Genomic DNA, 26,768 nt, shown 5'->3' on the forward strand with positions numbered 1-26,768 from the left:
GACGGTAGAGAGGGATGGTTGGCAGGGTAGATTACACGGCATCGTGGCGTCCGGTCGATAAGAACCCGTCGTCCGATGCATGCTGCTCCGGGGTGCGTTCGGACGCTTCGCGGAGTTCTTGCAGTTGTTCGCCGGCGCCGAGATGCGAGCGGTCCCGTTGGAGAACCTGTTTGAAAGAGGCGATTGCCGAATCAAGGTCTCCTAACCCGCGTTGGGCCAAACCAAGGAGGAAAACGGCCTCAGTCTGCTTTCTCGCTTGCAGGTCTTCATCAAACACCAACATCAGCGGCAACGAAGTTGTAAAATAATCGATCGCTGCCGGTTCCGCCTGCATGTTTCGGGCGTGAGTTGCGAGGCTCTCGAAGAGGGCCTTGGCTTGTTCCGGACGCCCAAGCTCGGCCAGTGAACGGCCGCGGTAAAAGGTAAGCGGCGAATGTTCGGTGACGCTCATCTCCAGAAAGTCACCCGTCTCAGTCGCGCTCATCTCGAAGTGCGCCCGGGCCTTTTCGGGTTCGTGCAGCGCTCGGCAGGCGCGGCCTTTCCAGTAATTCACGTCGGCTTTCGCCTGCAAATAATGGTACGCCTCGCCAAGCGCCGGCGGCGGGTCGTACGCACTTTCGAAATGCGTGAGCGCCTGATGGGCCAGGCCGTGGTGGAGGGCTTTGCGCCCAAGTTTGATCCGGCTCGCGGTGTACTGCCGGAGCACCTGGCCTTCACCGCCTTCCCACGGGTGAAAACGGCGCCCCTCGATCAATTGAAGGGCCTGCTCCGGCCGGTCAAGCAGGTTAAGCAGCGCAGCGACTTCGGTACTTAAATCGTCCCGCCGGGTGACCAGGTCCATACGCGCCAAGAGGAACTCCAACCGCTCGTCCGGCGGGTCGTTCAGCTTCTTTCGAAGTTGATCGTACTCGAACAAGACCCGTGCATCGGCCGGATCGCACGCAAACGCCTTTGCGTACATCTCGCGCGCCGCCTGACCGTCCCTGCGCACGTTCCAGTAGGCGATCCCGAGGTTGCGAAGCACCGTCGGGCAGGCAGGGTCAGCGTTCCGGGCTCTTTCCCAGGCGGCGATGGCGTCCTCGTGTCGTCTGGCGTCAAAGAGGAAATTGCCGAGAGCAAAGCCGGCGTTGCGTGCAGACCCGTTCTGTTTCAAGGCCCATTCCAGGACGACCGCCTCCTGAAGGCGCGAGGGGAAGAGGTATTCGGGCGAGCTCTGCTGAGCCTCCGCCAGTGCCTTTCGAGACGGTTGTTCCTGGCCCAGACGCTCCCAAAGCCAGGCTGCCACGAATTGGGTGAGCGCGGGTACCTTCGCCAGAGGGTTTGGCGTCGCCGTTGGCGCCGCGGGCGTTTTGTCATGAAGCGCCAGGAGGTCCAGCGCCTCCCGGTAGAATCCCCCGTCCGCATAGTCAAAGGCCAGGTCCAGAAAGATCTGCGCGTCGTTGCGGCAGCCCCCAATAAAATCGTCAAAGCCACCCGACCACCGCGCCATCTCATACCGGGCCCACTGGTCGAGGGGATCACGCGCGAGTAATTCGGAAAGTTCCCGTTGCGCCAGGCCGGGTTCTCCTTTTTGCCGGTGCACCAAGGCGCACAGGATGACGGCGTGGTTGTGGTCCCGGTTGGTGATCAAGGTCAGATCCAGGTGATGCAGGGCCTCCTCAAACTTTCCGGCGCGACAATCCAAAAGGGCCAGCCGGTAGTATGCCGGCGAGCGCCACGCGTAATCCCAAGTGGCTTTATAAAAGGCTTCGTACGCTTTCTCGTCGTCGCCCAGGAACTGCCGGGCCAGGCCGGAGTAGTAGAATGCCTCTCCGGTGATCGGGTTGGGATGCCGCTCGGTCAGACGGGCGTTTGCGCGGTCAAAATGCTCGCTGGCCTCGGCGAACTGGGCCCTTTGCAGGCAGCGCCGTCCGAGGGCGATCCGGCTGCGGGCGTCGCAGGCATCCCGCTTTAGCGCCTCGGTCCAATAAGCCTCCGGGTCACGGGTCGGGTGCCGGTATTGCTCCAGGTGTTCGCCGATCAGGAACAGCCCTTCATTGGTTGCCACCTCGGCAGGAAGAGGCGGGGCCGTTGCGGGGGAGGGAATTTGGACGTTCGAACGGTTCGGCTCCGGACGGTAGGTCAGAACAGCCTTGCCCTGGTGATCCTCGATCGTAAGGCAAAGCGCGGCCGGGTCCTCGCCGCGAAGGCGCCATTCGGCGTTCTGCCACGGCTTTCCCGGTTCAATGTCCGCCGTGAGATCAAGCAAGGGCCGGTCATTTTCAAGGAGCCTAAGCCGGGCGTTTCGGAGCGGTGCTGAGACGGCCACCGCCGCCTGGATGCGGCGGCCGGATAAAACCTGAAGACGAATCGCTGCACACGCGTTCGCGCACTGCACCGGTCCGGTCTGCTGGATCGGCCACCAGTACTGCGAGAAGGTTTTTGTTTCGTACGGGTACAAGTACGTAAAATCCGGTTGGTTTTCGGTGTAGACGCCGGCCATCAATTCCACATAGGGACCGGCATCATCCGAGAGTTCCCGATCCCAAGCCCAACCAAACGCGTGGTTGCCCCAGGTCCACTGTTTCTTGCCGGGCGAAACGTGACGATTAGCCACATGCACAAAGCCGCCCTCGGCCCGGTAATCGTACCCGCCGAAAAAGCCGTAGCGGGTGTGGACGACCATGTAGCTCGTGGGCACCGGTATGTTTTTGTACCAGGTTAAATCATTGGCTCCCGGACGCTCAGCGTATCGTACCCCGTAGTAGGCGTTTTCAGCGACCGGGAACGAACTCATCGAACGCTTGGCGTGATCTGCGACGTAGCGCACGTCGGGCGGGAAGAAGCTTTGGTATTGATCGTGAACCCGGGCGGCAACGTTGGCCCACCACAAAAAGGTCCGGGTGACGGCGGTGCGGTTAAATAGGCGCACCCGCAATTCGATCAGCGCAGAGCCCGGCCGGATGCGAACGCCGTGCATCCCTTTTAACCGCGTCATGGGGTCGTGCTCCGACATCCACACCGTACAAGCGCCGTCCGCTTCGCGTTCGAGCTCAACGTCGGCAGGCATGAACGTGCCGGGGCGGTGGTGTTGGGGCCAATTGAACTCGACGCCCCCGGAAATCCAGGGACCGGCAAGGCCCACCAGGGCGGGCTTGATAACGTCTTGCCGGTAAAAGAAGTCGTAGTCGTGATTCGTTTTATCTTGCGCGACGTGGATGCGTCCCCCGATCTCAGGAAGCATCATCAACCGAAGGTAATCGTTTTCCAGGAAGGCGGCGCGATAGGTGACCGGCTGCGGGCGGTCCTGAACCTTGTCAATGAAAGGGATGGGATAAACCTTGCCGCTTGACCCTTGGTAAACCCTTTTTTCAAAAAACAGCGGGTGGATCTCAGGCCGGCCGGCGGCGTAGGTCGGAATGGTAACGGTCGAGAGCGTCGCGGTTACTGGCGTCGCTGCACCGTGTGGTCCTGAGGGGTTTTGCATCCGTACGACGGTGGTGAGTTTATTTGAAAGCTTGGCCTCCACAACCGGACCAGCCGATCGCCTTGACGCCTGCGACGCATGCGGTCCTTATGCGGATCCGATGGGGGGCATTCATTGATCCTTATGATGGGTCGGCTCAGCCTTTTCGTCCATGGACAGCCGGCCCAAAAAAGTGACCTGGATGAGATTTTCCTGACAGGGACAGGTCCGCGTCGCTTCGAAAAAGCCGCGCATCACCGTTTGTACTGCCGCTCGGGGATTTGCCGGTCGTGAGGTGACTCAGGCGCATCCGCGGCAGCGTGACCCCGTCATAAACCTCATCGGCGTCCGATGCCGCGGAGGCACCGGACCTGGCGGTGCTCGAACGAGGCGCGCTATCTCTGCTACCATTCAGACCGTTATTTCGGTAAAATGCCGGCCCAGGGAGCGCCAGCGCCGGAGGATGCTCCGTAGCTGGTTGAATCGGTCTTAGGCCCAACGGGCCCGGCAGACGGCTTGATGGCCTGAAAGGCCAAAGGAACATAGCCCAGGGTGAATCCCTGAGCTTTACCCACATTTTTTGAGGGCAGCGCGGGGACAGCCGTGACCGTCTTACGGCCCGAAGGGCCAAGAGAACTTAGCCCAGGGTTTACCCTGGGTAACCGTAAAATCACGATCGAGCCCTGAAGGGGCGGCAGAAGGCGTCGCTCGCGGGTTCTGCCGCCCCTTCAGCAAATCCAACCCGGCGGGCGGGCGTTTGTTAGGGAGGGCGTACAGGCGTGACGCCTTAGGAGGGCTCGATCGTGGGGAGGGGTGCGTTCCCAGGGTAAACCCCACGGCCATTTAGTTAAGGGCCGCTGGATGGGGGCGCTTTCGTCCCGAAGGGACGGCTGAGGTTAGCCAGGGACTTCAGTCCCTGGACGGGGCATTTAAGAGCGATCGCGTCCTGTAGGGACGCCTGAAACGCTGGCCCGGCGGGTGCCGCCTCCCAAACGGCCAGCCAAACCCGGCGCGATCCTCGGCGACGAACACCCGAACGGCGCCCCACCTTTGACGCCCGCCTGTGGCCCGGGGCACGCCTTCAGGCGTCCCGAGGGGACGCAACCCCCGGGGGGACGCCCGCACACAGGCACAGGCACTAAAGCTACCTGCCTAACCTCAGCCGTCCCTGCGGGACGAAAGCGCCCCGCTCCACCGGCGCTTAACTAAATGGCCGTGGAGTAAACCCTGGGCTAGGTTCTGCCGGCCCGTTGGGCCTAAGCGGGCGTGTGAGATGCCAGCAAAATTCACTTCGCCGCCGCCGGTTTTCACGCGCCATCTAAGGCCGTTTATACGGAATAATAGGTAGAAATCCGGCGAAGCATCCGGAAAGGAAGACAACATTTTGGCCTTCGCCGGGGATCGTAGATCGTAAATGGACCGAAGGACCCAGTGCGGCGCGCGCCTCCCGCCGGCATCCCCAGCCGTCGGAACGAGACGGCCCATGGAAGAATGCCGGCCGCGAGTCAGCCGCGGAGGCTCGAAAGGTCCATCAGGCGGGCAGTGGTACCCCGGCATGCAGTTAACGCCCGAGCCGAAAGCAGCTTAGCCCCCGATTTGTTCCACTCTCCCATCAGATCTGGTGGCTTGGGACTCAAGAGCCATCCTTTGTGAGGCAAAATGGGGCCAAACTCGGCCTGGCGGGCCACGGCGGCGACAAGCAAAACGGCGCGACGCTTCGTCCACTCATTAAGGGCCACATTCCACCAATAAAGGGCACCACCTGCTGCCCTTTATCACTGGACTCCTCTCGAGAACCGCACGCTAGGCCGTCCACTCATAAAGGGCCTCGCGACAGTGGCGCTATCACCACGTAGAGATCAAGCAAACGTTTGCACCGGCTTTTTCCGCTTATGCGTCCAACTTTCCTGTAGAAAGATGTTGCAAGCTGCAACCCTAGTTGTCATATTCACCGCGTTACTCGTACTTCTTTCCATGATTGTGAGGGAAGGCCTCCCTATTCTCGGTGAGGAGTTTGGATGACCACATTCCGCCTGAAAGTCCATCTGATTCCAGACCGGGGTTTTCGCAGTCAGTGCTTTTTAGGGCATCGATCACCGCGCGCATTTTCACAAGCCAACGAGGGAGCTACCCTCCCATTCCAAGCGACTCAAGCATTAAGCGGTAACATGACGAGGGTTGATAGAAAAAACCGATGAATATAAACGAACAAAACACCGTTGAGGAGCTTCAAACGGTCTTGAAAAGCCAGCAAGCAGCGCTGGAAGAATACACAAGGTGGGAAGCCCAACAGCTGAACGCCATTAAAGAGGCAATCCAGAAGCTATCTGAAGCACAGGCAGCCCTTCAAACTGTGCCTCGACGCATGAGCCACGCGCCGCCTGCGTGGGTTGTGAATCCGAATTGCCTTCATGGACTGTAGGGGACGCGCTTGAGTGAGATAAGCGCCATATGGGTCGACCCTGATCGGGAATACCTGGTTACGCCACCCCTACCCGAAGGTGTTTCGCCGAGAGATGTTGTGGCGAGGTCGGTTCGATTTTTTCAGGCCTTACCGCAAGGCTGGCGTTTTATTAAGACTTAACTGATAGGATTACATTCGGTTAGTTGAGGAAAAGCCTAGTAAAAAGCGATATTAGGCGACACTATGCTTTAATGATTCTATTTGTTAAACCTCAGCGCACTTGTTTCTGTTGAAAGACCACGACCTGCGGAAAATCGTGACTGGTAAGTAGCTCAACACGACGGACTCACTCTCGAGCAGGATCGCGAAATTAAGGGTTTTTCAGCAGAACCCGACTTTGAACTCGGATTGCTCCCCTGTGGTCCCCGTCTAGACTGATCATTATGAATGCTTTTCCCACCAAGCTCACCCGCGAAACAAGGGTGCGTCTCTCGGCGATGATGTTTCTCCAGTTCTTCATCTGGGGTGCCTGGTTTGTCACCCTGTCCACCTATTTAGGGCAAGGTTTAAAGCTTCAGGGAGACTTCATAGGCCGCGCCTACAGCACGATGCCCTGGGGCGCAATCGTCGCGCCTTTCCTCGTGGGCATGATCGCCGACCGTTTATTCCCCGCCGAGAAGGTGTTAGGCATCCTGCATTTGCTTGGGGCCGCAGCCCTGTATGCCGCCTCGAGCGTCGCGGAACCGGCAGCACTCTTTTGGATATTGCTCGTCTACGCACTATGTTATAACCCGACACTGGCGTTAGTAAATGCCGTTTGCTTCGACCAGCTTGACGACCCCGAAAAGCAATTTCCAGGCATCCGTGTTTTCGGCACGCTTGGATGGATCGTCGCGGGTCTGGGGATTGGCCTTATGAAGGTGGAGGCCACGTCCGTTCCGATGAAGGTTGCGGCCGGTTGCTCAGTGTTGGCGGGGTTGCTCGCCTTTGCTTTGCCCCACACGCCGCCGAAGTTGCTGGGCCAAAAGGTCACGATCAAAGAGGTGCTGGGACTGGACGCGCTCAGGCTGATGCGCGAACGGTCGTTCGCCGTTTTTGTCATCTGCTCGCTGTTGATCTGTATCCCGCTAGCGTTCTACTACAACTTCGCCAACCTGTTCCTGAATGAGAGAGGTGTCGCCAACGCTGCTGGCAAAATGACCATGGGCCAGATCTCCGAGTTGTTCTTCATGCTGGTCATGCCGTTCTTTTTCGTGCGACTCGGCATCAAGAAGGTGCTGTTTTTGGGCATGCTGGCGTGGTTTGTGCGCTACTTGCTGTTTGCTTTCGGCAACCCGCAAGGACTCGTCTTCATGTACTACGCCGGCATCCTCATGCAGGGTATATGTTTCGCTTTCTTCTTTGTAACGGGCCAAGTTTATGTCAATAACACCGCGCCCAGCACGATTAGAGCCAGCGCACAAGGCTTCCTCGCACTGATCACTTACGGCGTCGGCATGCTGATCGGTGCCGAGATCTCCGGCCGTGTCGTCCAACATTATCAAATGCTCGCTGCGCAAGGCGCGGTGGACAATCTGTGGAAAGCGGTGTGGCTGGTCCCGGCCGGAATGGCGGGTGCGGTCATCGTGGTTTTCGCTATCCTGTTCAAGGACCGGCCTACACGAACCAGCGCGGACAGAGTCGAGAAAGGGATTGTGGAAAGTGAAATGGGGACCGGCGCGATCCAGCCGTGAGAGATCCAGGCCGAGTCCCCCCCTCTATCGCCACATTCAACAACTCCTCGTGGGGAGAGTGGAAAAAACCGGGGGCTAAGCTGCTTTCGGCTCGGGCGTTAACTGCATGCCGGGGTACCACTGCGACAGCGTGGCGCGCCAATCCCCGTTCAACACTTGGGCTCGGATTTGCAGGGTTCGAATCAGGCGGCTGAGGATCCGCAATTAGTACTAGGCCCAACGGGCCGAGGGAACATAGCCCAGGGTTTTATCCGGCTGCCATTTGGTTAAGGGCGAGGAGGATGCTTTCGTCCCGCAGGGACGGCTGATGTTAGGCAGGTGTGTGAGATGCCCGGGAAAATTCACCCCGTTGCCGCCGGTTTTCACACACCCTCTTACACCATTTGGACAGTTATCCTGGTGGAATTTCTCCCGGGTTTCAGCCCCGAAGGGACGCGAGAACATAGCCCAGGGTTTACCCTGGGTAACCGTCAAATCGCGATCGAGCCCTGAAGGGGCGGTAGAAGGCGTCGCTCATGGATTCTGCCGCCCCTTCAGGGCTCGATCGGGGGGAGGGGTGCGTTCCCAGGGTAAACCCTGGGCTATGTTCTACCGGCCCGTTGGGCCTAAGACAACATTCTACCTCGATGGCCATCGAAATGGTATAAGTTCTAACACCCCTTCGGGGCTAAAGCCGGTCATCGTGTACTGGTGCTCTATCTGGAGGAGGCGATTGTATTTGGCCAGCCGATCGGATTGAGTGATTGAACCGATTTTGATAAACTCTGCCGACCAGCCCACGGCCAGATCCGCCAGCCAGGCGTCTTCGGTTTCGCCGCTGCGGGCGCTGACCGAGACGGGCCACCCCGCGGCTCTGGCCGACAGGTAAGATTCTTTTGCTTCGGTCAAGGTACCGACCTGATTCACTTTGAGCAGCAAGGCATTTGCCGCACCCGTATCGATCGCACGCCGAATTCTCGCGGGCGTTGTACACGTTAAGTCGTCGGCCAGGGTCAAGGCCCGGTCGCCGAGTTCCCGCCGTAAGACGGGCCAGTGCGCCCAGTCATCCTCCGCAAGCCCGTCCTCGACGCTAATGACGGGGTAAGAACGGGTCCACGCGCTGATCGTCTCGATGAGTTGCTCCGACGACAAGCTCTTGCCGTCGAGGTTGTAGTACCCGCCGGCCAGGGCGAAATGGCTCGCCGCCACGTCGACGGCGAGACCGATTTCCCGACCGAGTTCATAGCCCGCGGCACCGACGGCTTCAGCGGCCGCCTCAAGCATTTCCGAACTGTCGCTGAAAGGCGGGGCCAATCCCCCCTCGTCTGCGGTGAGCGCGCGGACTTGGTAGCGGCGGGCGCCGAGCGCTGCTGCCTGTTGATAAACTTCGTAAACCTGCGCCAGCCGTTCCATGACCGTCGCGCCCAGTTTCGGAACGACGAGCACATCCTGAATTGCCACCTGCCCAAAGGCGTGTTTTCCCCCGCTGAAGAGGTTGATCGTCAAGGCGGGAAGACGCGGGGGGAACGGCTCTGGAAGCAGCGACGCAAAGTAGGTAAACAGCTCGATCCCGGAGCAGGCTGCCGCCGCCCGGGCAAACGCCAGTGAGACGGCGAGCAAAGCGTTCGCGCCGAGGCGTGACTTATCGGCGGTGCCATCCAGTTCCAGCAGGTGGCGATCCAATTGCTCCTGGTCATCAAAACATTCGCCCAGCAGCGCCGCAGCAATGGGCCCGCGGATGTGGGCGACCGCTTGCCGGCAGCCAAGCCCGCGAAAACGTTTCCCGCCGTCGCGTCGCTCTTTGGCTTCCGCGCGGCCGGTCGATGCGCCCGAGGGCACCGATGCCGAAGCGGCCGTCCCGTCGTCCAGCATCAATGCAGCAGCGACGGTCGGACGGCCACGGCTGTCCAAAACTTCCCATGCATCCACGCGTTTGATTCTCATCGGCGCACGATTTCCTGACCAAAGCGGTCTATAAGGTCCGGCACGGTTGCCGGGCAACAGGTGATCAACTGTAGGGCCGCATCCCGCTGCCTGGCGCGTTCCTCGGCAGAAAGGTATTCAAGAGGCGAGCGGCCTGCCGTTCTGGCGAGCAGGCAAGCGGCTGTGTGTCTGGCTGCCCGGCACTCGATGCCTTCAAACCAGGGAACCAGGTCCAGTTGCGCCGCGTAGGTTCCCCAATGTTCGAGCGCTGCCCCCAGCAACGGCGCTCGATGTTCCGGGAGGTGTAGCGCTTTACTGAGCAAATGGGTCAGGCTGAAGCCGACATCAAAGGCCGGATCGCCGAAATGAAGGACTTCGTGATCGAGCAACACCAGCCGCCGCCCATGCACCAGGACGTTTTTGGGGCTGTAATCGCCGTGGACCAGACTCACGCGGCGTTTGCGAACGTCTGCCAGCAAGGCAAGTAAAAACGCCTTCGCCTCGGGCACCGCCTCTGCGCTGAACCGGTAATAAGGTTCCAGCCGCAAGGTTTCGAAAAAGATGCGGCTTCGAAAAATCGGGGCTAACTCCTGACGCAGCTCGTGACTGGTCCGGTGAAGGGTTGCAAGCAGCCGCCCAAACTGCCGAACCAGGTCGCAATCGACCAAGCCCTTGAGCAGCCGTTCCTTCCAGTTTTCATGAGGTTCGGGCACCGCTTCCATGGCGAGCAGGTGCTGGCGTTGGTCTTCAAACAGGAGCGCTGGTGTGCTGTTTGGGGGTGTGAGGCGCGGGAGATACCGTAGAGCGTTAGCTTCCACCTGAATCCGCGCCGGGTCACTGAACCATTCGGTTTGGACGCGCAATTTTGGGAGGGCTTGCTTTAAAACCCAGCGAGCGCCGTCCTGCCGCTGCAGCAAAATCGTTTTATTTGAGACGCCCCCCGGCAGGGCGCGAAGCCCCGGAGTTTCATCCGGGTCGATCCGCCCGGTTTGGCGCAAGTACCTGATCAGCTCGTCGGCATCCTCGATATCAATAAGGATAAATGTATCCGCCGGGCACGCCGCCTGCAAACGATGCAAGAGCCTTTTCACCCTTGTCACACGTCGCCGCCGGCATCGGACGGAGGATCGAAATTGGTAATGTGAATCCAGCGCCTCGCCGCCCTGCCAAACCGGGACGTGAGCTGTTGTATCGATTACCTCCAAAGGCCTTCCTAACTTCCAGGGCCTCCGCCGTGAGAATTGGACAAAACCTGAGCCGGGCGGCTTAATATTACAGTCGCAGATGGTGCAAGGCATTCAAGGCGTTCCGGATTTTGTAGTGAAAGAACTGCGCTTGGGCTTGGTGAGTCCGGCGCCAATTCGACCAGTGCAGCACCGCGGCTAACCGGCGCACCGGCGGGACGGTAGGATATCGACGTAAATCTTGAGTTGAACTTGCTCGTGAGCAAAGCCCGGCAACTAAGAATTGACTCTCCGCGAGCGAGGCATTGACCCTCCACTGTTTTGAGCTGCGCTCGGCAACGAGGTTCTGGTACAAAGTTTATGCAGCCCGCCGAAATCCAGCTTACCGCCTTATGGATAGTCCCCTGCAATCTTCAACCCTCAGCGACATTCAGATCAAGCTTGTCCATGTGGAGTTTCTTCGTGCAGGACCTCCTCACAACCAGCTGCTGTCGCCGCTCACGGAATATCTTGCCATCTCGGGTGACTCCGGGGCCGGGGTCGTTTCGGTGCCGTACGAACACGCGGCCTTCGAGAGACGCCTGAGAGAGTTGCGTTACGAAACCGGCGCGCCTGCCGATCGCCAGGCGATGCTGCACACCACCGGTGTGGAGATGGGTAGAATTCTCGGGTCTGTTCCGGGGCTGCCGGGTGCACTGGCCAGTGATCCGAACCACACGAGCACGCTTGTCCATCTTCGCATCACCCTCTCCCCGTCTGAACTGGCTCTCCTCCCCTTTGAAATCGCAAAAGTGCCGGTATCTCCTGCCGTGACCGGGGAGAGTTGTCTGTCGATCCAGACGCGCCCGCCGATCTGCATAACCAGAAACATCCGAACGGTATCGGCGGAAGGGGTCGTATGGCCGGACCGGCCGCGCATCCTGTTCATCGCCGGCGATCCGGATTACGTCCCTTACGAAGATCACCGAAAAAAGCTTCTGGAGGCGATTCAACCTTTCCGATACCCGCGCCGCGATGATCCCGTGCGCTCGAAGGACCCCGACCGCGAACAGTACGGTGATTTGCTGACGATCCTGATCAATCCGACGCTGACGCAAGTCGTGGGAGAATGCGATGACCACAAGTACACGCATGTTCATGTCCTTGCTCATGGCGACCTGAGCGAGACCTCACGCGATTCATTCGGCCTGGTCCTTCGTGCGGACGACGGCTCGGCCGACGTGGTGTCCGGCGAGCAATTTGCCTGCGCACTGACGTCGGTCGGCGACAACCGCATTCACCGGCCTACCGTGGTCACCGTCGCGAGCTGCGACAGCGCCAACGTCGGCACCGTCGCCGTTCCAGGCGCGAGCTTCGCGCATGCGCTGCATCAGTCCGGTATTCCTCTGGTGGTCGCCTCGCAGTTTCCGCTCAGCAAAGACGGCTCGATCCCCTTTGCCGAGACCCTCTATAAGGGACTTCTCTGGGGCAGGAATCCGCTCGTGCTGCTCCAGCAGTTGCGTAGCAAGCTGCATGCTCTTTTCACGTCGACTTGGCATGACTGGGCGAGTCTTGTCGTCTACGAGGCGCTCCCCCAAACGTGGTCCGAACAGTTGGATGCGCTGCGATACCGCCAAACCCGGCGGGCGATGAACGCCGCGCTCGAGCGCATCGACATTGCGGTACGAAAGGCTGCTCAAGAAGCGCCGAGTACCACGTCATTCGAAGAGTGTGACAGGGATATCAACAATGTCGTGGAGCGATTGCCATTGAACGGGCAGTACGGCGTCGAGTGCCTTGGTCTCCGGGCCAGCTCGCTTAAGCGTTTGGCGCAGGCGGCATTTACGCTTTCCGAGCAAACCCCTTCAAACGATCGCAGGTACTGGAGAGATGAATACGAGCTGCTCGAGGAGGCGTTGCACTACTACGACCAGGGGGTGCGCGGCATGCTCGTCAACGAGGCACGCGCGGTGCAGCGCATCGCCACCGTACATTGGGTGTTGGTCCAGTTCATTTCGCTCTCGGTAGTGTTAGGAAAGGATAATGACGAGGCGCGGTGGAGTGCAGCCACGTTTTGTGCGGATTTGTATCGTGAGCATGCAACGAAGGAAGAACGTGCATGGGCGCAGGGCAGCCTCGCCGAGCTGTGGTTGCTTCGGCTCGGTAAACCCGGTCTGAGCCAGACGCAAAAGGAGGAATGCTACAAAGAGGCGATGGAACACGCCCGGAGACTCGTTGCGTTCTATCCATGGGGCGACGAGTTTCCGGTGCAGTCCACGCGACGGCAATTCGACCGCTACGTCAATTGGTGGGGCACAGAACGTTTCAAGCAGGGGTTGGCTGAGCGAGGGATTCAGCGCTGCGCCGAATGGGACGGATCGTTCGGTCTGATTCATACGGCAGGAGATCTGGTCAAAGTCCTGCGCCGGAAGGGGGGCGGACCGGCCGGCAATCCCACGGCGCCACCGTCGTTGGGTCCTTCGGAGAGTGGAGGTGGATCAATGCCGCCTGGGCCTGCCAGTCCTCCGGGGGACGGCGGATCCGCGGCCTCAGGGTCGAGTGCACCGGTTGCGCCTGCGCAGCCTGGCGAGCCGGCCGGCAGCCAGTCAAGCCAGTCACCCACGCTCGGACCATCGGCGAGCGGTAGGAGCCCGCCACCGCCTCGCAAATCCCGGGGCGCGCCATTCTTCCGGGTCGAGATGCTCCCGGCTGAACATGGGGACGCCCTATGGATCGAGTACGGTGATCAACGGTCTACCCATCGATGGATGATCGACTGCGGTACTCAGCGGGCGGTCAAAGAGCTAAACCGCCGCGTCGAGGCGGTGCCTGAGAAAGAGCGGCTGCTCGAGCTGTTCATCATGTCTCACATCGACTCGGATCATATCGGGGGTGCGCTTCCGTTCCTCAAAACGATCAAACGCGGGTTGAAGTTCGGCGACGTCTGGTTTAACGGTTGGCGCCACGTCTCGGGACAACTCGGCGCAAGACAAGGCGAGATCTTTTCAACCGCGATTCAGGAGTTTGAGCTCCCGTGGAACCGGTGGTTGGACGGGGGAACTATCGTCGTGGCCGGTGACGAACTCCCGGAATACACGCTGCCCGGAGGCATGAGACTCACCTTGCTGTCGCCGACGCCGGCGCAGTTGAAGAAACTGGCTCCGGCGTGGACGCGTGAACTGAAACGTTACGGCCTGGAGCCTGGCTCCCGAGTCGACTACAGTCAATTCCTAAGGGGAAAGCCGTCATCTTCTACCGACGTTGATCAACTGGCTGATTCAGCCTTTGCCGGCGACGCCGGTGTTCCGAATGGCTCGAGTATAGCCGTCCTGGCGGAGTTTGAGGGCGCAAGCGTCCTCCTCGGTGCCGATGCGCATGCCCCTGTCCTGGCGGCTTCTGTCCGGATGCTGCTGCAGCAACGTCGTGGCATGGCCGGCTCGAAGCTGAAGCTGGATGCCTTCAAGGTGCCGCACCACGCAAGCCAGAACAACCTGAGCACTGAACTGCTTGAGCTCCTCGATTGCCCTCGGTACCTTGTCTCAACCAACGGCAATCACTTTTGCCATCCGGACCGCGAGGCGATCGCGCGGATTATCAAATACGGTCGGAACAAGGACGGCGCGAGCCGGCCGTCCCTGCACTTCAACTACCGGAGTAAATACAACGAAGTGTGGGCGCGTCCGGATCTGCAGGAGCAATATAGGTATGAAGCAATCTACCCCGAGGCTGGCAAGGAGGGACTTCACGTCGCGCTGCTAGGGCAAAGTACGTAGGCCGGAATACCATTTCGACGGCGATAGAGGTAAAATCTTGTCGTCCTTCCCAGGCGCCCTGCGAGCGTTACACCTGTTGAACCGTATAAACGGTTTAGGCCCGACGGGCCGGGAGACCTTAGCCCAGGGTAGAACCCCACTGCCATTTAGTTAAGGACGGCAGGCCGGGTATTGCCTTCGTCCCGGAGGGACGGCTGAGGTTAGGCAGGTAGCTTTAGTGCCTGTGCCTGTGAAGGCGTCCCCCAGGGGTTGCGTCCCATCGGGACGCCTGAAGGCGTGCGCCGGGCCAGGCGGGCCTCAACGGTGGGGCGCCGTTCGGGTGTTCGTCGCCGAGGGTCGCGCCGGGTTTGGCTGGCCGTTTGGGAGCCGGCACGCCACGGGGCAGCGTTTCAGGCGTCCCGACGGGACGCGATCCCCCTTAAATGCCCCGTCCAGGGACTGAAGTCCCTGGCTAACCTCAGCCGTCCCTTCGGGACGAAAGCGCCCCCTCCAGCGGCCCTTAACTAAATGGCAGCGGGGTGGAACCCTGGGAAGGCGTTTCCCCCGCCATCCAGCCCTCCAAAGGCGTCACGTCCGTACGCCCACCCCGACAAACGCCCGCCCCGCCGGGGCGGGCGTTTGTCGGGGTGGGCGTACGGACGTGACGCCTTAGCATTGGACTAAGGTCTGATAGACACGGCCGACCGGCTATGTTACTCTCTGTCGCAGAACGGGTTGGTGCCTGCGGCGGGGGGGTGACCCTTGCTGCCGGTGGATGTCCTCACCGTGTCCCAATCTAGAGGATTGCACCGACGTCGATTCCATGAAAACACGGGCCCCATTCGGTCGGACAATCACTATGAAGGCACTCGTTTCCATCGGCAGGGTAGCGTTCTCGCTTTCATTTTTGATCGCCTTCAGTTCGTGCGAGAAACGGCCGTCCCCGGAGCAGGCTGCCGCCGCTCCTGAGGTTCTTGTTACGGAGGTCATCCAGAAAGAGGTTCCCTTTATTCGCCAGTGGGTTGGCACGCTCAACGGGTCCGAGAATGCCGACGTCCGGGCGCGCGCGACCGGGTATCTACAGAAACGCGCCTACCAGGAGGGCGGTTACGTCAAGAAAGGCGATCTGCTGTTTGAAATCGATCCCCGGCCGTTCGTGGCGGCCCTGGCTCAAGCCAACGGCCAACTCCAAGAGGCCAAGGCAAATTTGCTTGCATCAGACCTGCAGGCCAAGCGGGCAAAGGAACTGTGGCGGGGCGCAGTCATTTCTGAGGAGCAGTACACCAACCAGACGCAGACCTATCAAACGGATTTGGCCAAAGTGGCGGCGGCCCAGGCGGCGGTGGACGAAGCTCAGCTGAACCTGGACTATACGAAGATCATTTCGCCGCTGGACGGCATCGCGGGCCAGGCGCAGGCGCAGATCGGGGATCTGGTCGGCACCGGGAGTAACTCGGCGTTGACGACCGTATCCCAAATCGAGCCGATCCGGTGCTATTTCCCCATCAGCGAGCAAAACTATTGGGAGTTCGCCGACCGCTTGAAGCAGATGATGAGCGTGCCGGAGGCCGAGCGTCCGGAGCAAGTGGAACTCATCCTGCCGGATGGCAGCGTCTACCCGCACAAAGGCAAGTTCGCTTTTGTAGACCGCCAGGTCGATCCAAAGACGGGGACCATTCAGATCGCCGTTAACTTCCCAAATCCCGGCCTGACGTTGCGACCCGGGCAATACGTGTGGGCGCGTGCCGAGGTCCGGACGATCCCGAACGCGCTGTTGATTCCGCAGGAAGCCATCTCGGAACTACAGGGCGGTGACCAGGTCGTGGTCGTCCACCCGGACGGCAAGGCGGAGATCCGGGCGGTGAAAGCCGGGCCGGTCTACGGCCGCTTAATCGTCGTGACTGAAGGCCTCAAAGCGGGTGAGAAGGTGGTGGTGGAAGGTTTCCAAAAGGTCCGCCAAGGGATGCAGGTCTCGGCCAAGCCGTACCCGGGACAACCGGAGGCCGAAGGCGCCGGAGCTGGTTCAGAGAAGAACCCGCCGTCGGGCCAATCCTAGCTCCGGGGGAGAGACTCCATGGCCAGATTCTTCATCCATCGTCCGATCGTGGCCATGGTGATTTCCATCGTCATGGTGATCGTCGGGGTGGTCTCGTTCCTGAGCCTGCCGGTGGCGCAATACCCCAACATTGTCCCGCCTGAAATCGCGGTGAGCGCCACGTACGTCGGCGGGGACGCCTTGACGGTGGAGCAGTCGGTCGCCACGCCTATCGAACAGCAGATGAGCGGCGTCGATCACATGAACTACATGTATTCCCTGAACGCCAGCAACGGGGCCATGAAGCTCACGGTCGATTTCGATCTGACCACCGACTCCAACATCGACCAGGTGCTGACGCAAATGCGCGAGTCGCAGGCCGAGTCACAGTTACCCTCCAGCGTCAAGAATTACGGGGTGACCGTGGCAAAATCGACCGCCGCACCGTTGATGGTCATTTCTTTATATTCCCCCACCGGCCAGTTTGATTCCAAATTCCTGGCGAACTACGCCTACATCAACCTGAATGATCCCATTCTCCGGGTGCCCGGCATTGCGAGCGTCAGCGTCTTTGGAGCCGGGCAATACGCGTTGCGGATCTGGGTGGACCCGAACAAGCTTGCCGCGCTCAACATTACTACCCCGGAAATCGAACAGGCCATCCTTGCTCAGAACACCGTCAACCCGGCGGGACAGGTTGGCGGCGAACCCGTCCCGCCCGGGCAAGCCTTCACCAACACGGTTCTTGCGCAGGGACGGTTGGTGACCGAGGAGCAGTTCGGTAACGTCGTGATCCGGGCGACGCCGGACGGTGCGTACGTACGGGTCAAAGACGTCGGGCGGGTTGAGTTAGGTGCCCAGACGTACGCGATGACCAGCACCTTCAACGGCAAGCCGGCCGCGGTGCTCGCCATGTACCAACTGCCCGGCTCCAACGCGGTCGATGCGGCCAGGGGCGTCCGGCAGTTGATGGCGCAACTCAAAGAGCGGTTTCCTTCCGGACTTGACTATTCCATCGCCCTGGACACCACACTGGCGGTGACGGCCGGGATGCAGGAAATCTACAAAACGTTGGCCGAGGCCATGATCCTGGTCATCATCGTGGTGTTTATTTTTCTCCAAGGCTGGCGGGCCACGTTGATTCCGCTGTGCGCCGTGCCGGTGTCGCTGGTCAGCACCTTTGCGCTGTTTCCTCTGCTCGGGTTTTCGGTCAACACGTTATCGCTGCTGGGCCTCGTCTTGGCCATTGGCTTGGTCGTGGATGATGCAATCGTGGTGGTGGAAGCGGTCGAACACCACATCGAAAACGGGTTGTCGCCGCGAGACGCCACCGTTAAGGCGATGGAAGAGGTCACGGGCCCTGTGATTGCCACCGCACTGATTCTCGCGGCGGTTTTTGTCCCGACCGCGTTTATCCCCGGCATCACCGGCCGGCTTTACCAGCAGTTCGCGGTCACCATCGCCGTATCGGTGATCTTCTCGGCCTTCAATGCCCTGACGTTGAGCCCGGCGCTTGCGGCGCTGCTGCTGCGGCCGAAGAAGGAAGCCGGCCGAGGCCCTTTAAGCCTTTTCTTCAAGGCCTTCAACAAAGCCTTCAGCTCGGCAACCAACGGTTACGTGAGCGTCTGCCGCCGGTTGATGCGGCGCGGTCTTTTCTGCCTTTTGTTTCTGGCTTTGGTCCTGCTCGCGACCGGTTGGATTGGCGGCAAGATCCCGCAAGGGTTCGTTCCCACCGAGGATCAAGGCTACCTTTTTGCTAACCTCTCGTTGCCCGAAACGGCGTCCCTGCAAAGGACCGACGCCGCTTGCAAACGGGTGTCGGACATCCTCCGGAGCACGCCCGGCGTGCAAGACGTGACGGCGATCGCGGGGTACAGCATGCTCAGCGGCGTCAGCACCACCTACAACGGCTTTTTCTTTGTGGCCCTTAAACCCTGGGAAAAGCGGACGGCCGTGGAGGAGCAGTTACGGGCGATGATAAGGAATGCGGATGAGGCGCTTGGGAAGATCCCCGACGGGATCGCGTTCGTTTTCCCGCCGCCGTCTATCCCGGGGATCGGATCCTCCGGGGGCGTGACCTTTGTTTTGGAAGACCGGGCAGGCATGCCGGTCGATTTCCTGGCGCAACAAACGCGCCGCTTCATTGAAGCAGCGCAGCGGCGCCCGGAGCTTGCCCGTGTTTTAACGACCTGGTTGCCGAGCGTTCCGCAGTTTTACCTCAACGTCGATCAGGATAAAGTCCTGAAACAAGGGGTTGAATTGTCGGACGTGTATAAGGCCGTGCAGGTGTTCATGGGCGGCTCGTTCGTCAATTATTTCAATCGTTTCGGACGGCAATGGCAGGTCTATGTGCAAGCGGATGGACCCTTTCGCACCAAGCCCGAAGACGTCGGACAGTTCTATGTGCGCAACAAGGCAGGCGATCCGGTCCCCCTTTCGTCGGTCGTCAGGATCGAGCGGCGGATGGGGCCCGAGTTCACGATGCGTTACAACATGCACCGGTGCGCGCAGTTGAGCGTCACGGGTAAGGAAGGTGTCAGTTCCTACCAAGTGATGGCCGCGCTGCAAGACGTGTTCGCCAAGACCATGCCGAAAGAGATGGGGTATGACTATCTCGGGATGTCGTTTCAGGAACAGCAGGCGCAAAAGGGGGTGTCGCCGGCCGTGATCTTTGGGTTGTCTTTTCTATTCGTATTCCTGATTCTGGCGGCTCAATACGAAAGCTGGTCGTTGCCGTTCAGTGTCCTGTTGTGCACGCCGATCGCCGTGCTTGGGGCTTTTGTGGCGCTGATGGGGAGGCTGTTCCAAGCCGACGTGTATGGCCAGAGTTCAGTGATGTTCGAAAACAACGTCTACGCGCAAATCGGCTTGGTGATGCTGATCGGCCTGGCGGCAAAGAATGCGATCCTGATCGTTGAGTTTGCCAGGGCCGAGTACGACAAAGGCGCGCCTGTCCTGGAGGCGGCGTTGACGGGGGCGCGCCTGCGGCTTCGCCCGATCCTGATGACCGCGTTTGCATTCATCCTGGGCTGCGTGCCGCTATGGGCGGCCGCCGGGTCGGGCGCGGCGTCCCGCCAGATTCTCGGAACGACCGTCATTGGCGGCATGCTGGCCGCGACGCTGATCGCGATTTTTCTGATTCCGGTGATGTTTTACCTGGTCGAGAAAGTTAGTCATCGAGGCGAAGCCGGGAAGCACGGGGTTCCGCCCGCCAAGGAGATTGCAGCTTCGCGACCGGTTGTGGCCGACCGCTCCTGAATGGCTGGCGTTCGCGCGCCGAGTCTGGCCGCGGTTTCCCTCCGTTTTCCGCTTGGAACGCGTGTAAACTTACACCGGTTTTTGCCCCGGACGGGCACCTGATGTTAGTGCGGCGGTCCTCCGAAGATAGACAGGCCGCTAGGCCCTCTTGGCCTCGGAATACACCCCTTCTCAGGATGGTCGAGCCGGTTTTAGCCCCGAAGGGCGGCAGAACCTAGCTCAGGGTAAACCCCACTGCCATTTAGTTAAGGGCCGGCAGGCCGGGCGTGGTCTTCGTCCCGGAGGGACGGCTAATCCAATACCATTCAGGCAGCTATCTCGGTAGAATGCCGGCTGGAGGGGGGTGTCGCCGCCGGATGATGCTCCGTAGCTGGTTGAATTGGTCTTAGGCCCAACGGGCCGGGAGAACATAGCCCAGGGTTTCACCCTGGGTAACCGTAAAATCACGATCCAGCCCTGAAGGGGCGGCAGAAGGCGTCGCTCGCGGGTTCTTCCGCCCCTTCAGGGCTCGATCGGGGACGGGTGCGTTCCCAGGGTAAACCCTGGGCTATGTTCTGCCGGTCCGTTGGGCCCAGACCGTTTATACGGTATTATAGGTGTAAAGCTGGCAGGGCACCTCAACCGCTGGAGAACGCCCGCACAGCGACTGAAGCCCCTGCCTACGATCAGACGTCCCTGCGGGACGAAAGCATCCCCTCTCGCCCTTAACTAAATGGCAGTAGGGTAAACCCTGAGCTAGGTTCTGCCGCCCTTCGGGGCTAAAACCGGCTCGGTCGGCCGCAGCAAGCAATGCCACCGGCCACCCGTTCTGGCCGTCTCACTCGCGCAACGAGCCGCTCAATCAACCTCAAAACCGGTGTATTGAAAGTTTGGAGATGGCACCCTCCGCCTTCTTCTTGCAGGCTGCCGTTTCATTGAAAGTGCTAACATGGCACCTTTCGGTTGCCCTCGCTCCTGCCGTGATCGCCGCGTGCGAACCAGCCTTTTCCGGTGTTCGACGCGGCTCAAGTGTTGTTGCAGACTGCCGATCCCTCTCGGAGTTTACGAATGCCGTCCGACGCCTCAAACTTGAGCCCTCCTGCCAACGAGTCGACCTCGCCCCAAACGCCTGTCCGGATTCATTGCATCTATGCCGGCACCGTGAGCGCCGCGTTCCACCAGAACGCGGTCCCGTTTCTGGCCGAGCTTGCGCTTGAGAGCACCAGTGACCTCCACGACGTCGTGGTCACCTTGACAAGCGACCCGCCGTTCCTGCGGCCCGAGACTTGGCGATTGGACCAACTCTCCCGAGGCCGCCGGCAAGATTTACCAGTAATCCACGTTCGGCTCGACGCAGGGTTCCTGGGGCGCTTGACCGAGGGATTAGTCGGTTCGTTTACGCTTACGATTTCCGCAAACGGCGCTGAGGCTACCCACTTCAGCGCCGACGTCCGACTCCTGCCGCCCTCGCACTGGACTGGAGCGAGGGTTGCGCCCGCACTCCTCGCGGCCTTTGTCCGGCCCAATGAGCCGGCCATCGACAGCCTCCTGCACCGGGCATCCGGTAAACTCGCCGAGGCGGGCCGCCCGACCGGGATTGATGGGTATGGCAGCGGCCGCAAAGCGCGGGTTTGGGAGATCGCGGAAGCAATCTGGGCCGCTGTATCCGAACTGGGACTCACCTACGTTTACCCTCCGGCCAGCTTCGAAGAGGAAGGCCAGAAGGTACGCAGCCCGGGTGACCTGCTTGAGCATCGGGTCGGCACTTGTCTGGACACAAGCGTACTCCTGGCCTCCTGCTTTGAGCAAGCCGGGCTGTATTCGGCTCTGATCCTGGTTCAAGGGCATGCCTTTGTCGGCGTGGCGCTCCAGCCTTTCGACAATGATGTTCCCGTGGTCTGGGATGTGCAGGCTCTGCGCAAGAGACGTGATCTGCAAGAACTGATCCTGATCGAGAGCACGTTGCTCACCGAAAAGGAGCCCGTTCGATTCACGGAAGCCCTCCGGATCGGTGGAACGCACCTGGAGCATTGGGCTCCGGCGCCGTTTCAGTTGGCGGTAGACGTAGCGGCCGCCAGAAGATCCGGGATTCGCCCGCTTGAACTTGGCGACCGCCACGCTTTGGAAGGCGAAGCGTCAAACGACCCGTCAAGGGAGGCGCCCCGCCCGGAGCTGACCCTTGATCCCACTCCAACTTTCCTGGAAGACGGGCCGGCGCCGGAACGTCCGGTGCTCACGGGGGCCGATCGCCTCGAATCTTGGAAGCGCCGGCTCCTGGACCTGACCCTGCGCAACAAGCTGCTCAACTTCGGCAGGGGCACCGGGTCGGTCACCCTTTTCTGTCCGGACGCCTCCGAACTGGAAGATGCGCTTGCGGCAGGCAAAAAGTTCAAAATCCGGTCTCTCCCCGACGCGTCCCCGAGTGCCAGTTCGTCTGACCCGGTCCCGCCGCCCCGTTACTCAGGAACGGCTGCAGCAGCTAACGAGAAAGACCCGCCGCAGTTGGCGTTTGAACGCGGCGAACTCTTCGCCGATACCGGCTCAGATGATCTCGAAAACCGACTCACGGAACTTTATCGCAAGACGCGGACTGCGTTTGAAGAAGGTGGCGCCAACGTTCTTTACCTCGCGTTCGGCTTTCTGCGTTGGTGTGAAACCAAAGGCAGCCGAGAATGCCGGGCACCCATCCTTCTGGTTCCCGTAGCCCTGGAGCGCAAAAGCGTGCTGGATGGTTTCCGCTTGGCTTCACATGAGGACGAGCCCCAACTCAATCCGACGCTCATGGAAATGTTGCGTCAGGATTTTCGTTTGGAGATCCCGGAACTGGAACGAGAACTCCCGAGGGATCTCTCCGGACTCGATGTTCCAAAGATCCTGCACACCTTCAGGCAGCGAACCCGCGACTTCCACGGATGGGAAGTTAGCGAGGAAATTTCGCTCTCGACCTTTTCGTTCACCAAGCACCTCATGTGGTGTGACCTCCAGGAGCGTGCGGACAAGCTCAAGGAGAACGCCTTGGTGCGCCACCTCATCGACACGCCCCGCGTCGCATTCGCCGATGGCGCCGCGTTTCCGCGGCCGGAGGAGCTCGACCGTACCTACCCGCCGCAGAATGTGTTTGCGCCGCTTCCGGCCGATTCTTCCCAGCTTGCAGCGGTGTTCGCAGCCTCCGCCGGCAAGAACTTCGTCCTGTTCGGACCGCCCGGCACCGGCAAGAGCCAGACCATTACCAACGTCATCGCGCAATGCTTGGCCGAAGGAAAGACCGTCCTGTTTGTTTCCCATAAAACCGCGGCTCTGGAGGTCGTCCAACGACGCTTGTGCGATATCGGCCTGGGCGACCGCGCGCTTGAGCTCCACTCGAACAAAGCGCAGAAATCGCTGGTGCTCGCCCGGCTCAAACAGGCGTGGCTAAAAGGCAAACTGCCGCCGGTACCCGACTGGCCGAAGGCGACCGCAGAACTGGCGAAACTGCGAGAGGAACTTAACGGGTTTGTCCGAGCATTGCATCGGACCTGGCCAAACGGCGACACGCCGTACCGGGCGTTCGGTCGTTTGGTCGCCCGTCGCGGGTTGTACGAAAATCTCACTTTCGCGCACCCAATGCCTGGAGCCGGTCCAAACGCGGAAGGACCGGACACCACAGAACTCGGCCGGGAACTCACGGCTGCGGCTCGGATCGTCGGCGATTTCGCGAATCACCCCTTGCGCGAGTGGGGTGCGCGCGCCTTTTCTCCCGCATGGAATCGCGAGGTACACAAACACCTGACTGCCGCGCTCGGCGCTCTGGATCAGCTTGATCGGGCCGTTGACGCCGCCGTCACCGGCCTCGCGTTGCCGAAACCGGCCGGGTGCGCCGGCGTTGTGGCGTTGACGGACTTCTGCGTGGCCTTGGGGGGTTGCAGTGGACGGGAGGCGGAACTGCTTGCGCAGGTGCCGAGCGCGCCTGATGCCAATCTCGATCGGGAGATGGTCGAGCTCTCCCGATTGCAAGCCCATGACACGAGCCTCGCAGGCCGGTTGCAAGGCAGTTACCAACCGACGGTGCTCGAGATTGATGTCGAGGCCCTGACCACCCGCTGGTCGGCCGCCGGGAAGGCCTTTATTCTTTCCCGTATTTTCACGCGGAACGCCGTTCGAAAGGTCCTCGCCGGCCACGCCTCAGGTCCGTTGCCCGCAGACCTGGGGCCTGACCTGAGCATTCTGGCGGAACGCCGGCTCTTAGACCAACACGCTAGGGATTTGACGACGCTGAAGGCGGTGTTTGGCAACCGATGGGCTGGCCTGAAGACCGACCTTGCACCCCTTCGGCGTGCCCTTGAGCTGCAAGCCGCGGCCACCAGATTGCTGGCTGCGCTCCCGACGCGTCCGCTGCCGGAGGGGGGCAACGGATGGTCTCCCGCACTGCTTTTTACCCGATGGCAGTCCGATGTAGCGGGTAACCTCTCAACCCTCCCCGACTATTGGAAAGCGTTCAACGGAGCCTGGAGCAGCCTCTGCCACCTGGTGGGCGCCGATCCTACCCTACCTGAGCCGTGGGCGGATTGCACGCGCGCCACCCTCGTGCGCTGGCAGGGTGCGCTGTCCAAGGCGCCGGGATGGCTTTATTGGAACGAGGCAGCGGGCCGGGTGTCCGCCGCAGGTTTCGGTTCGGTTGTCCGAGCGCTCGCCGCAGGAATGATCCGGCCCGACGAGGTCACGAGCGTGTTGGAGACCGTCTATACGCGTTGGTGGGTGGAAGGCGTTATGGCTGAGGAACCTGCCTTGGCTAAATTCTTTCCGGAACGACACGAAGACCTCCTCGCTCGCTTTCAGCAGGCAGACGCTGCGGTCCAACGGCTGTCGACAAGAATGCTTCAGGCCAAGCTGGGATGCGGCGTGCCTGATCCGAACGACTTCGGCAAAGATCCGGAGTGGGGCGTCCTGTCGCGGGAATTACAGAAGAAGGCAAGGCACTTACCGCTGCGGCGGCTTTTCGAGAAAATCCCGAATGCCTTGGTCCGCCTGACGCCCTGCCTCATGATGAGCCCGCTCTCGGTGGCGCAATACCTTTCGGCGGACGCGCCTTTATTTGATCTCGTGATCTTTGACGAAGCATCACAAATCCCCGTCTGGGACGCCATCGGCGCGCTTGCCCGAGGTCGCCAGGCACTGATCGTCGGAGACCCCGAGCAGTTGCCGCCGGCAACTTTTGGCGAACGCACGTTCGAAGAGGCGGACGACGCCGAAGAAGAGGGCGACCAGGAGAGTATCCTGGACGAATGCCTGGCCGCAAACGTTCCCCGACGCTCCCTCAGGTGGCATTACCGGAGCAGGCACGAGAGCCTGATCACCTTTTCCAATCAACGTTACTACAACGGCGAGCTTGTCACGTTTCCATCAGCGGTCACCGCCGACCGTGCCGTCCGTTACGTGCACGTGCCGGGCGGGGTTTACGAACGGGGCGGTGCCCGGGTCAACCGGGAAGAGGCGCGTCAGGTCACGGCCGAAGTCGTCCGCAGGCTCCGGGACCCGGCATTCGTCCGCGAGAAACGCTCGCTGGGCGTCGTCACGTTCAACGCTCAACAGCAGCGCCTGATCGAAAACCTTCTGGACGCTGAGCGCCGCCAGGACCCGGCCTTGGAAAGCTTTTTCCAGACGGAACGCTGGCACGAACCGGTCTTCGTCAAAAATCTGGAAAACGTGCAGGGCGACGAGCGTGACCTCATCATCTTTTCCGTTGCAGTCGGTCCGGATGGCGCAGGGCGCGTCCACTCAACCATCTCGTCGCTCAACCGTCAGGGCGGCCATCGACGGTTGAACGTCGCCGTAACCCGAGCCCGGGCCGAGATGCTGGTCTTTGCGACGTTGCGTCCCGAAATGATCGACGCCGTGCGGCTTGGAAACCGGGGCATCACTGACTTTAAAGCATTTCTGGAGTACTCGCAGCGTGGGCCGGCTGCCTTGGCCCAGTCATCGGCGCCGACCGGGCGCGAGACCGAGTCACCGTTCGAAGACGCCGTTCAGGAAGCCTTGCAGAGACGCGGCTGGACCCTTCACCCGCAGGTTGGGGTTTCGGGGTTTCGGATCGACTTCGGCGTCGTTCACCCGGACGAACCCGGACGCTACCTCGCCGGGATCGAATGCGACGGCGCAACCTACCACCGTCAAGCCACCGCCCGAGACCGGGATCGGCTCCGGGAAGGGATTCTCACGGGTATGGGTTGGCGGATCCGCCGGATTTGGAGCACTGAATGGTGGCAAGACGCCGAGGCTGCGTGCGAACGGTTGGACGCCAAACTGCAGGCGGACCTGGCGGAGGATCGTGCAGCATGTAAGAACAAGGCGTGCGAGATGGTTGTATCCGCCGCCTCTGAACGGGACCAGAACCAGGCGGAAGCGGACGTTGCCTCAGCCGAGGTTCCGGAAGGGAACGCCACGCGCCTCTCCGGCAGCACCCCTCAGGAAGCGCTGCCCGCAGATCCGCCGGCTGCCGCTCTTGGGTCGGTGGTTTACGCGCGTTTGCCAAAGGAACCGCTGGACTCCTCAACTCAAGAGTACCAACCCGCCGACCTCCCGGCCGCCGGATTCGTTCCGCTCGCGCCCCGGTTCCACGACCCCCTCTATGGGCCGACTTTGCGCGCCATGGTCGCCCATGTGGTGGAAGCGGAAGGACCGATTTTGGATCGTGTTCTGATCAAGCGGTTGGCCCGCGCCCACGGATTTAAGCAGTGCGGCAGCCGGATTCGCGGTCGCGTTCTGGATGCCGTCGATCCCAGGTGCGAGCGCACGGTCCAAGGCGACGCCTTCGTTATCTGGCCGGCCGGTTTACACCCCAGCGGGAGCATTCCATTTCGGCGAGCGCTTCCCGGCGTCCGCCCGCTGGAGGACATCCCCGATGTGGAATTGGTCGGCCTCGCTACGGCGTTGGTGGACGGTGGCCTGACCGATGCAGAGTGCATCGCCGCCGCGGCGGAAGAGCTCGGGATCATTCGTCTGTCCAAAGGGATAGAGGCGAAACTGATGACGATCGTTCAGGCTGCGCGCGATTGCCCAACGGCTGGTAGCGAGGACCGCGAAGCGGCTTGAGGGACTCATACCGTTTAGACAATCATTTC

9 protein-coding genes are annotated in these 26,768 nt (G+C 60.8%); 6 read left to right on the plus strand and 3 right to left on the minus strand.

The annotated features are described in order from the left end of the window. Positions 1-31: 31 nt before the first annotated feature. On the minus strand, positions 32-3,466 hold the full coding sequence (locus tag JO015_17510; protein MBW0000896.1) for a DUF5107 domain-containing protein: 3,435 nt from the start codon (positions 3,464-3,466) through the stop codon (positions 32-34). A 2,173-nt stretch (positions 3,467-5,639) separates the two neighbouring features. On the opposite strand from JO015_17510, the gene JO015_17515 reads away from it, so the two are divergent. Beyond that, positions 5,640-5,867: a hypothetical protein gene (locus tag JO015_17515; protein MBW0000897.1), complete on the plus strand. Its 228-nt coding sequence runs from the start codon at positions 5,640-5,642 to the stop codon at positions 5,865-5,867. Between the two features lie 425 nt (positions 5,868-6,292). Further along, on the plus strand, positions 6,293-7,582 hold the full coding sequence (locus JO015_17520) for a nucleoside permease (GenBank protein ID MBW0000898.1): 1,290 nt from the start codon (positions 6,293-6,295) through the stop codon (positions 7,580-7,582). 618 nt (positions 7,583-8,200) lie between these two features. Here JO015_17520 and eno read toward each other — a convergent pair. Both eno and JO015_17530 read right to left on the minus strand, forming a co-directional pair. After that, positions 8,201-9,505: a phosphopyruvate hydratase gene (eno, locus tag JO015_17525; GenBank protein ID MBW0000899.1), complete on the minus strand. Its 1,305-nt coding sequence runs from the start codon at positions 9,503-9,505 to the stop codon at positions 8,201-8,203. Then, positions 9,502-10,575: a phosphotransferase gene (locus JO015_17530; protein ID MBW0000900.1), complete on the minus strand. Its 1,074-nt coding sequence runs from the start codon at positions 10,573-10,575 to the stop codon at positions 9,502-9,504. Before JO015_17530 ends, eno begins: the two co-directional genes overlap by 4 nt. Before the next feature lie 485 nt (positions 10,576-11,060). On the opposite strand from JO015_17530, the gene JO015_17535 reads away from it, so the two are divergent. The 4 genes from JO015_17535 (at position 11,061) to JO015_17550 (ending at position 26,739) form a co-directional block, all read left to right on the plus strand. Next, on the plus strand, positions 11,061-14,420 hold the full coding sequence (locus JO015_17535; GenBank protein MBW0000901.1) for a CHAT domain-containing protein: 3,360 nt from the start codon (positions 11,061-11,063) through the stop codon (positions 14,418-14,420). A gap of 838 nt (positions 14,421-15,258) precedes the next feature. Further along, positions 15,259-16,455 (plus strand): efflux RND transporter periplasmic adaptor subunit, encoded by a 1,197-nt coding sequence (locus tag JO015_17540; protein MBW0000902.1) that lies wholly within the window; start codon positions 15,259-15,261, stop codon positions 16,453-16,455. 18 nt (positions 16,456-16,473) lie between these two features. Next, entirely contained in the window at positions 16,474-19,692 is a 3,219-nt protein-coding gene (locus tag JO015_17545; GenBank protein MBW0000903.1) for an efflux RND transporter permease subunit, read from the plus strand. Between the two features lie 1,068 nt (positions 19,693-20,760). Continuing rightward, positions 20,761-26,739, plus strand: a complete 5,979-nt coding sequence (locus JO015_17550; GenBank protein MBW0000904.1) for a DUF3320 domain-containing protein — start codon at positions 20,761-20,763, stop codon at positions 26,737-26,739. The last annotated feature ends 29 nt before the right edge of the window (positions 26,740-26,768 follow it).

The sequence above is a fragment of the Verrucomicrobiota bacterium genome, assembly GCA_019247695.1.
GTDB lineage: Bacteria > Verrucomicrobiota > Verrucomicrobiia > Chthoniobacterales > JAFAMB01 > JAFBAP01.

What these genes read in the sequence shown, in the direction of transcription:
- JO015_17510 (MBW0000896.1), bottom strand. Translation starts at nt 3,466, where the DNA reads ATGCAAAACCCCTCAGGACCACACGGTGCAGCGACGCCAGTAACCGCG.
- JO015_17515 (MBW0000897.1), top strand. Translation starts at nt 5,640, where the DNA reads ATGAATATAAACGAACAAAACACCGTTGAGGAGCTTCAAACGGTCTTG.
- JO015_17520 (MBW0000898.1), top strand. Translation starts at nt 6,293, where the DNA reads ATGAATGCTTTTCCCACCAAGCTCACCCGCGAAACAAGGGTGCGTCTC.
- eno (MBW0000899.1), bottom strand. Translation starts at nt 9,505, where the DNA reads ATGAGAATCAAACGCGTGGATGCATGGGAAGTTTTGGACAGCCGTGGC.
- JO015_17535 (MBW0000901.1), top strand. Translation starts at nt 11,061, where the DNA reads ATGGATAGTCCCCTGCAATCTTCAACCCTCAGCGACATTCAGATCAAG.
- JO015_17540 (MBW0000902.1), top strand. Translation starts at nt 15,259, where the DNA reads ATGAAGGCACTCGTTTCCATCGGCAGGGTAGCGTTCTCGCTTTCATTT.
- JO015_17545 (MBW0000903.1), top strand. Translation starts at nt 16,474, where the DNA reads ATGGCCAGATTCTTCATCCATCGTCCGATCGTGGCCATGGTGATTTCC.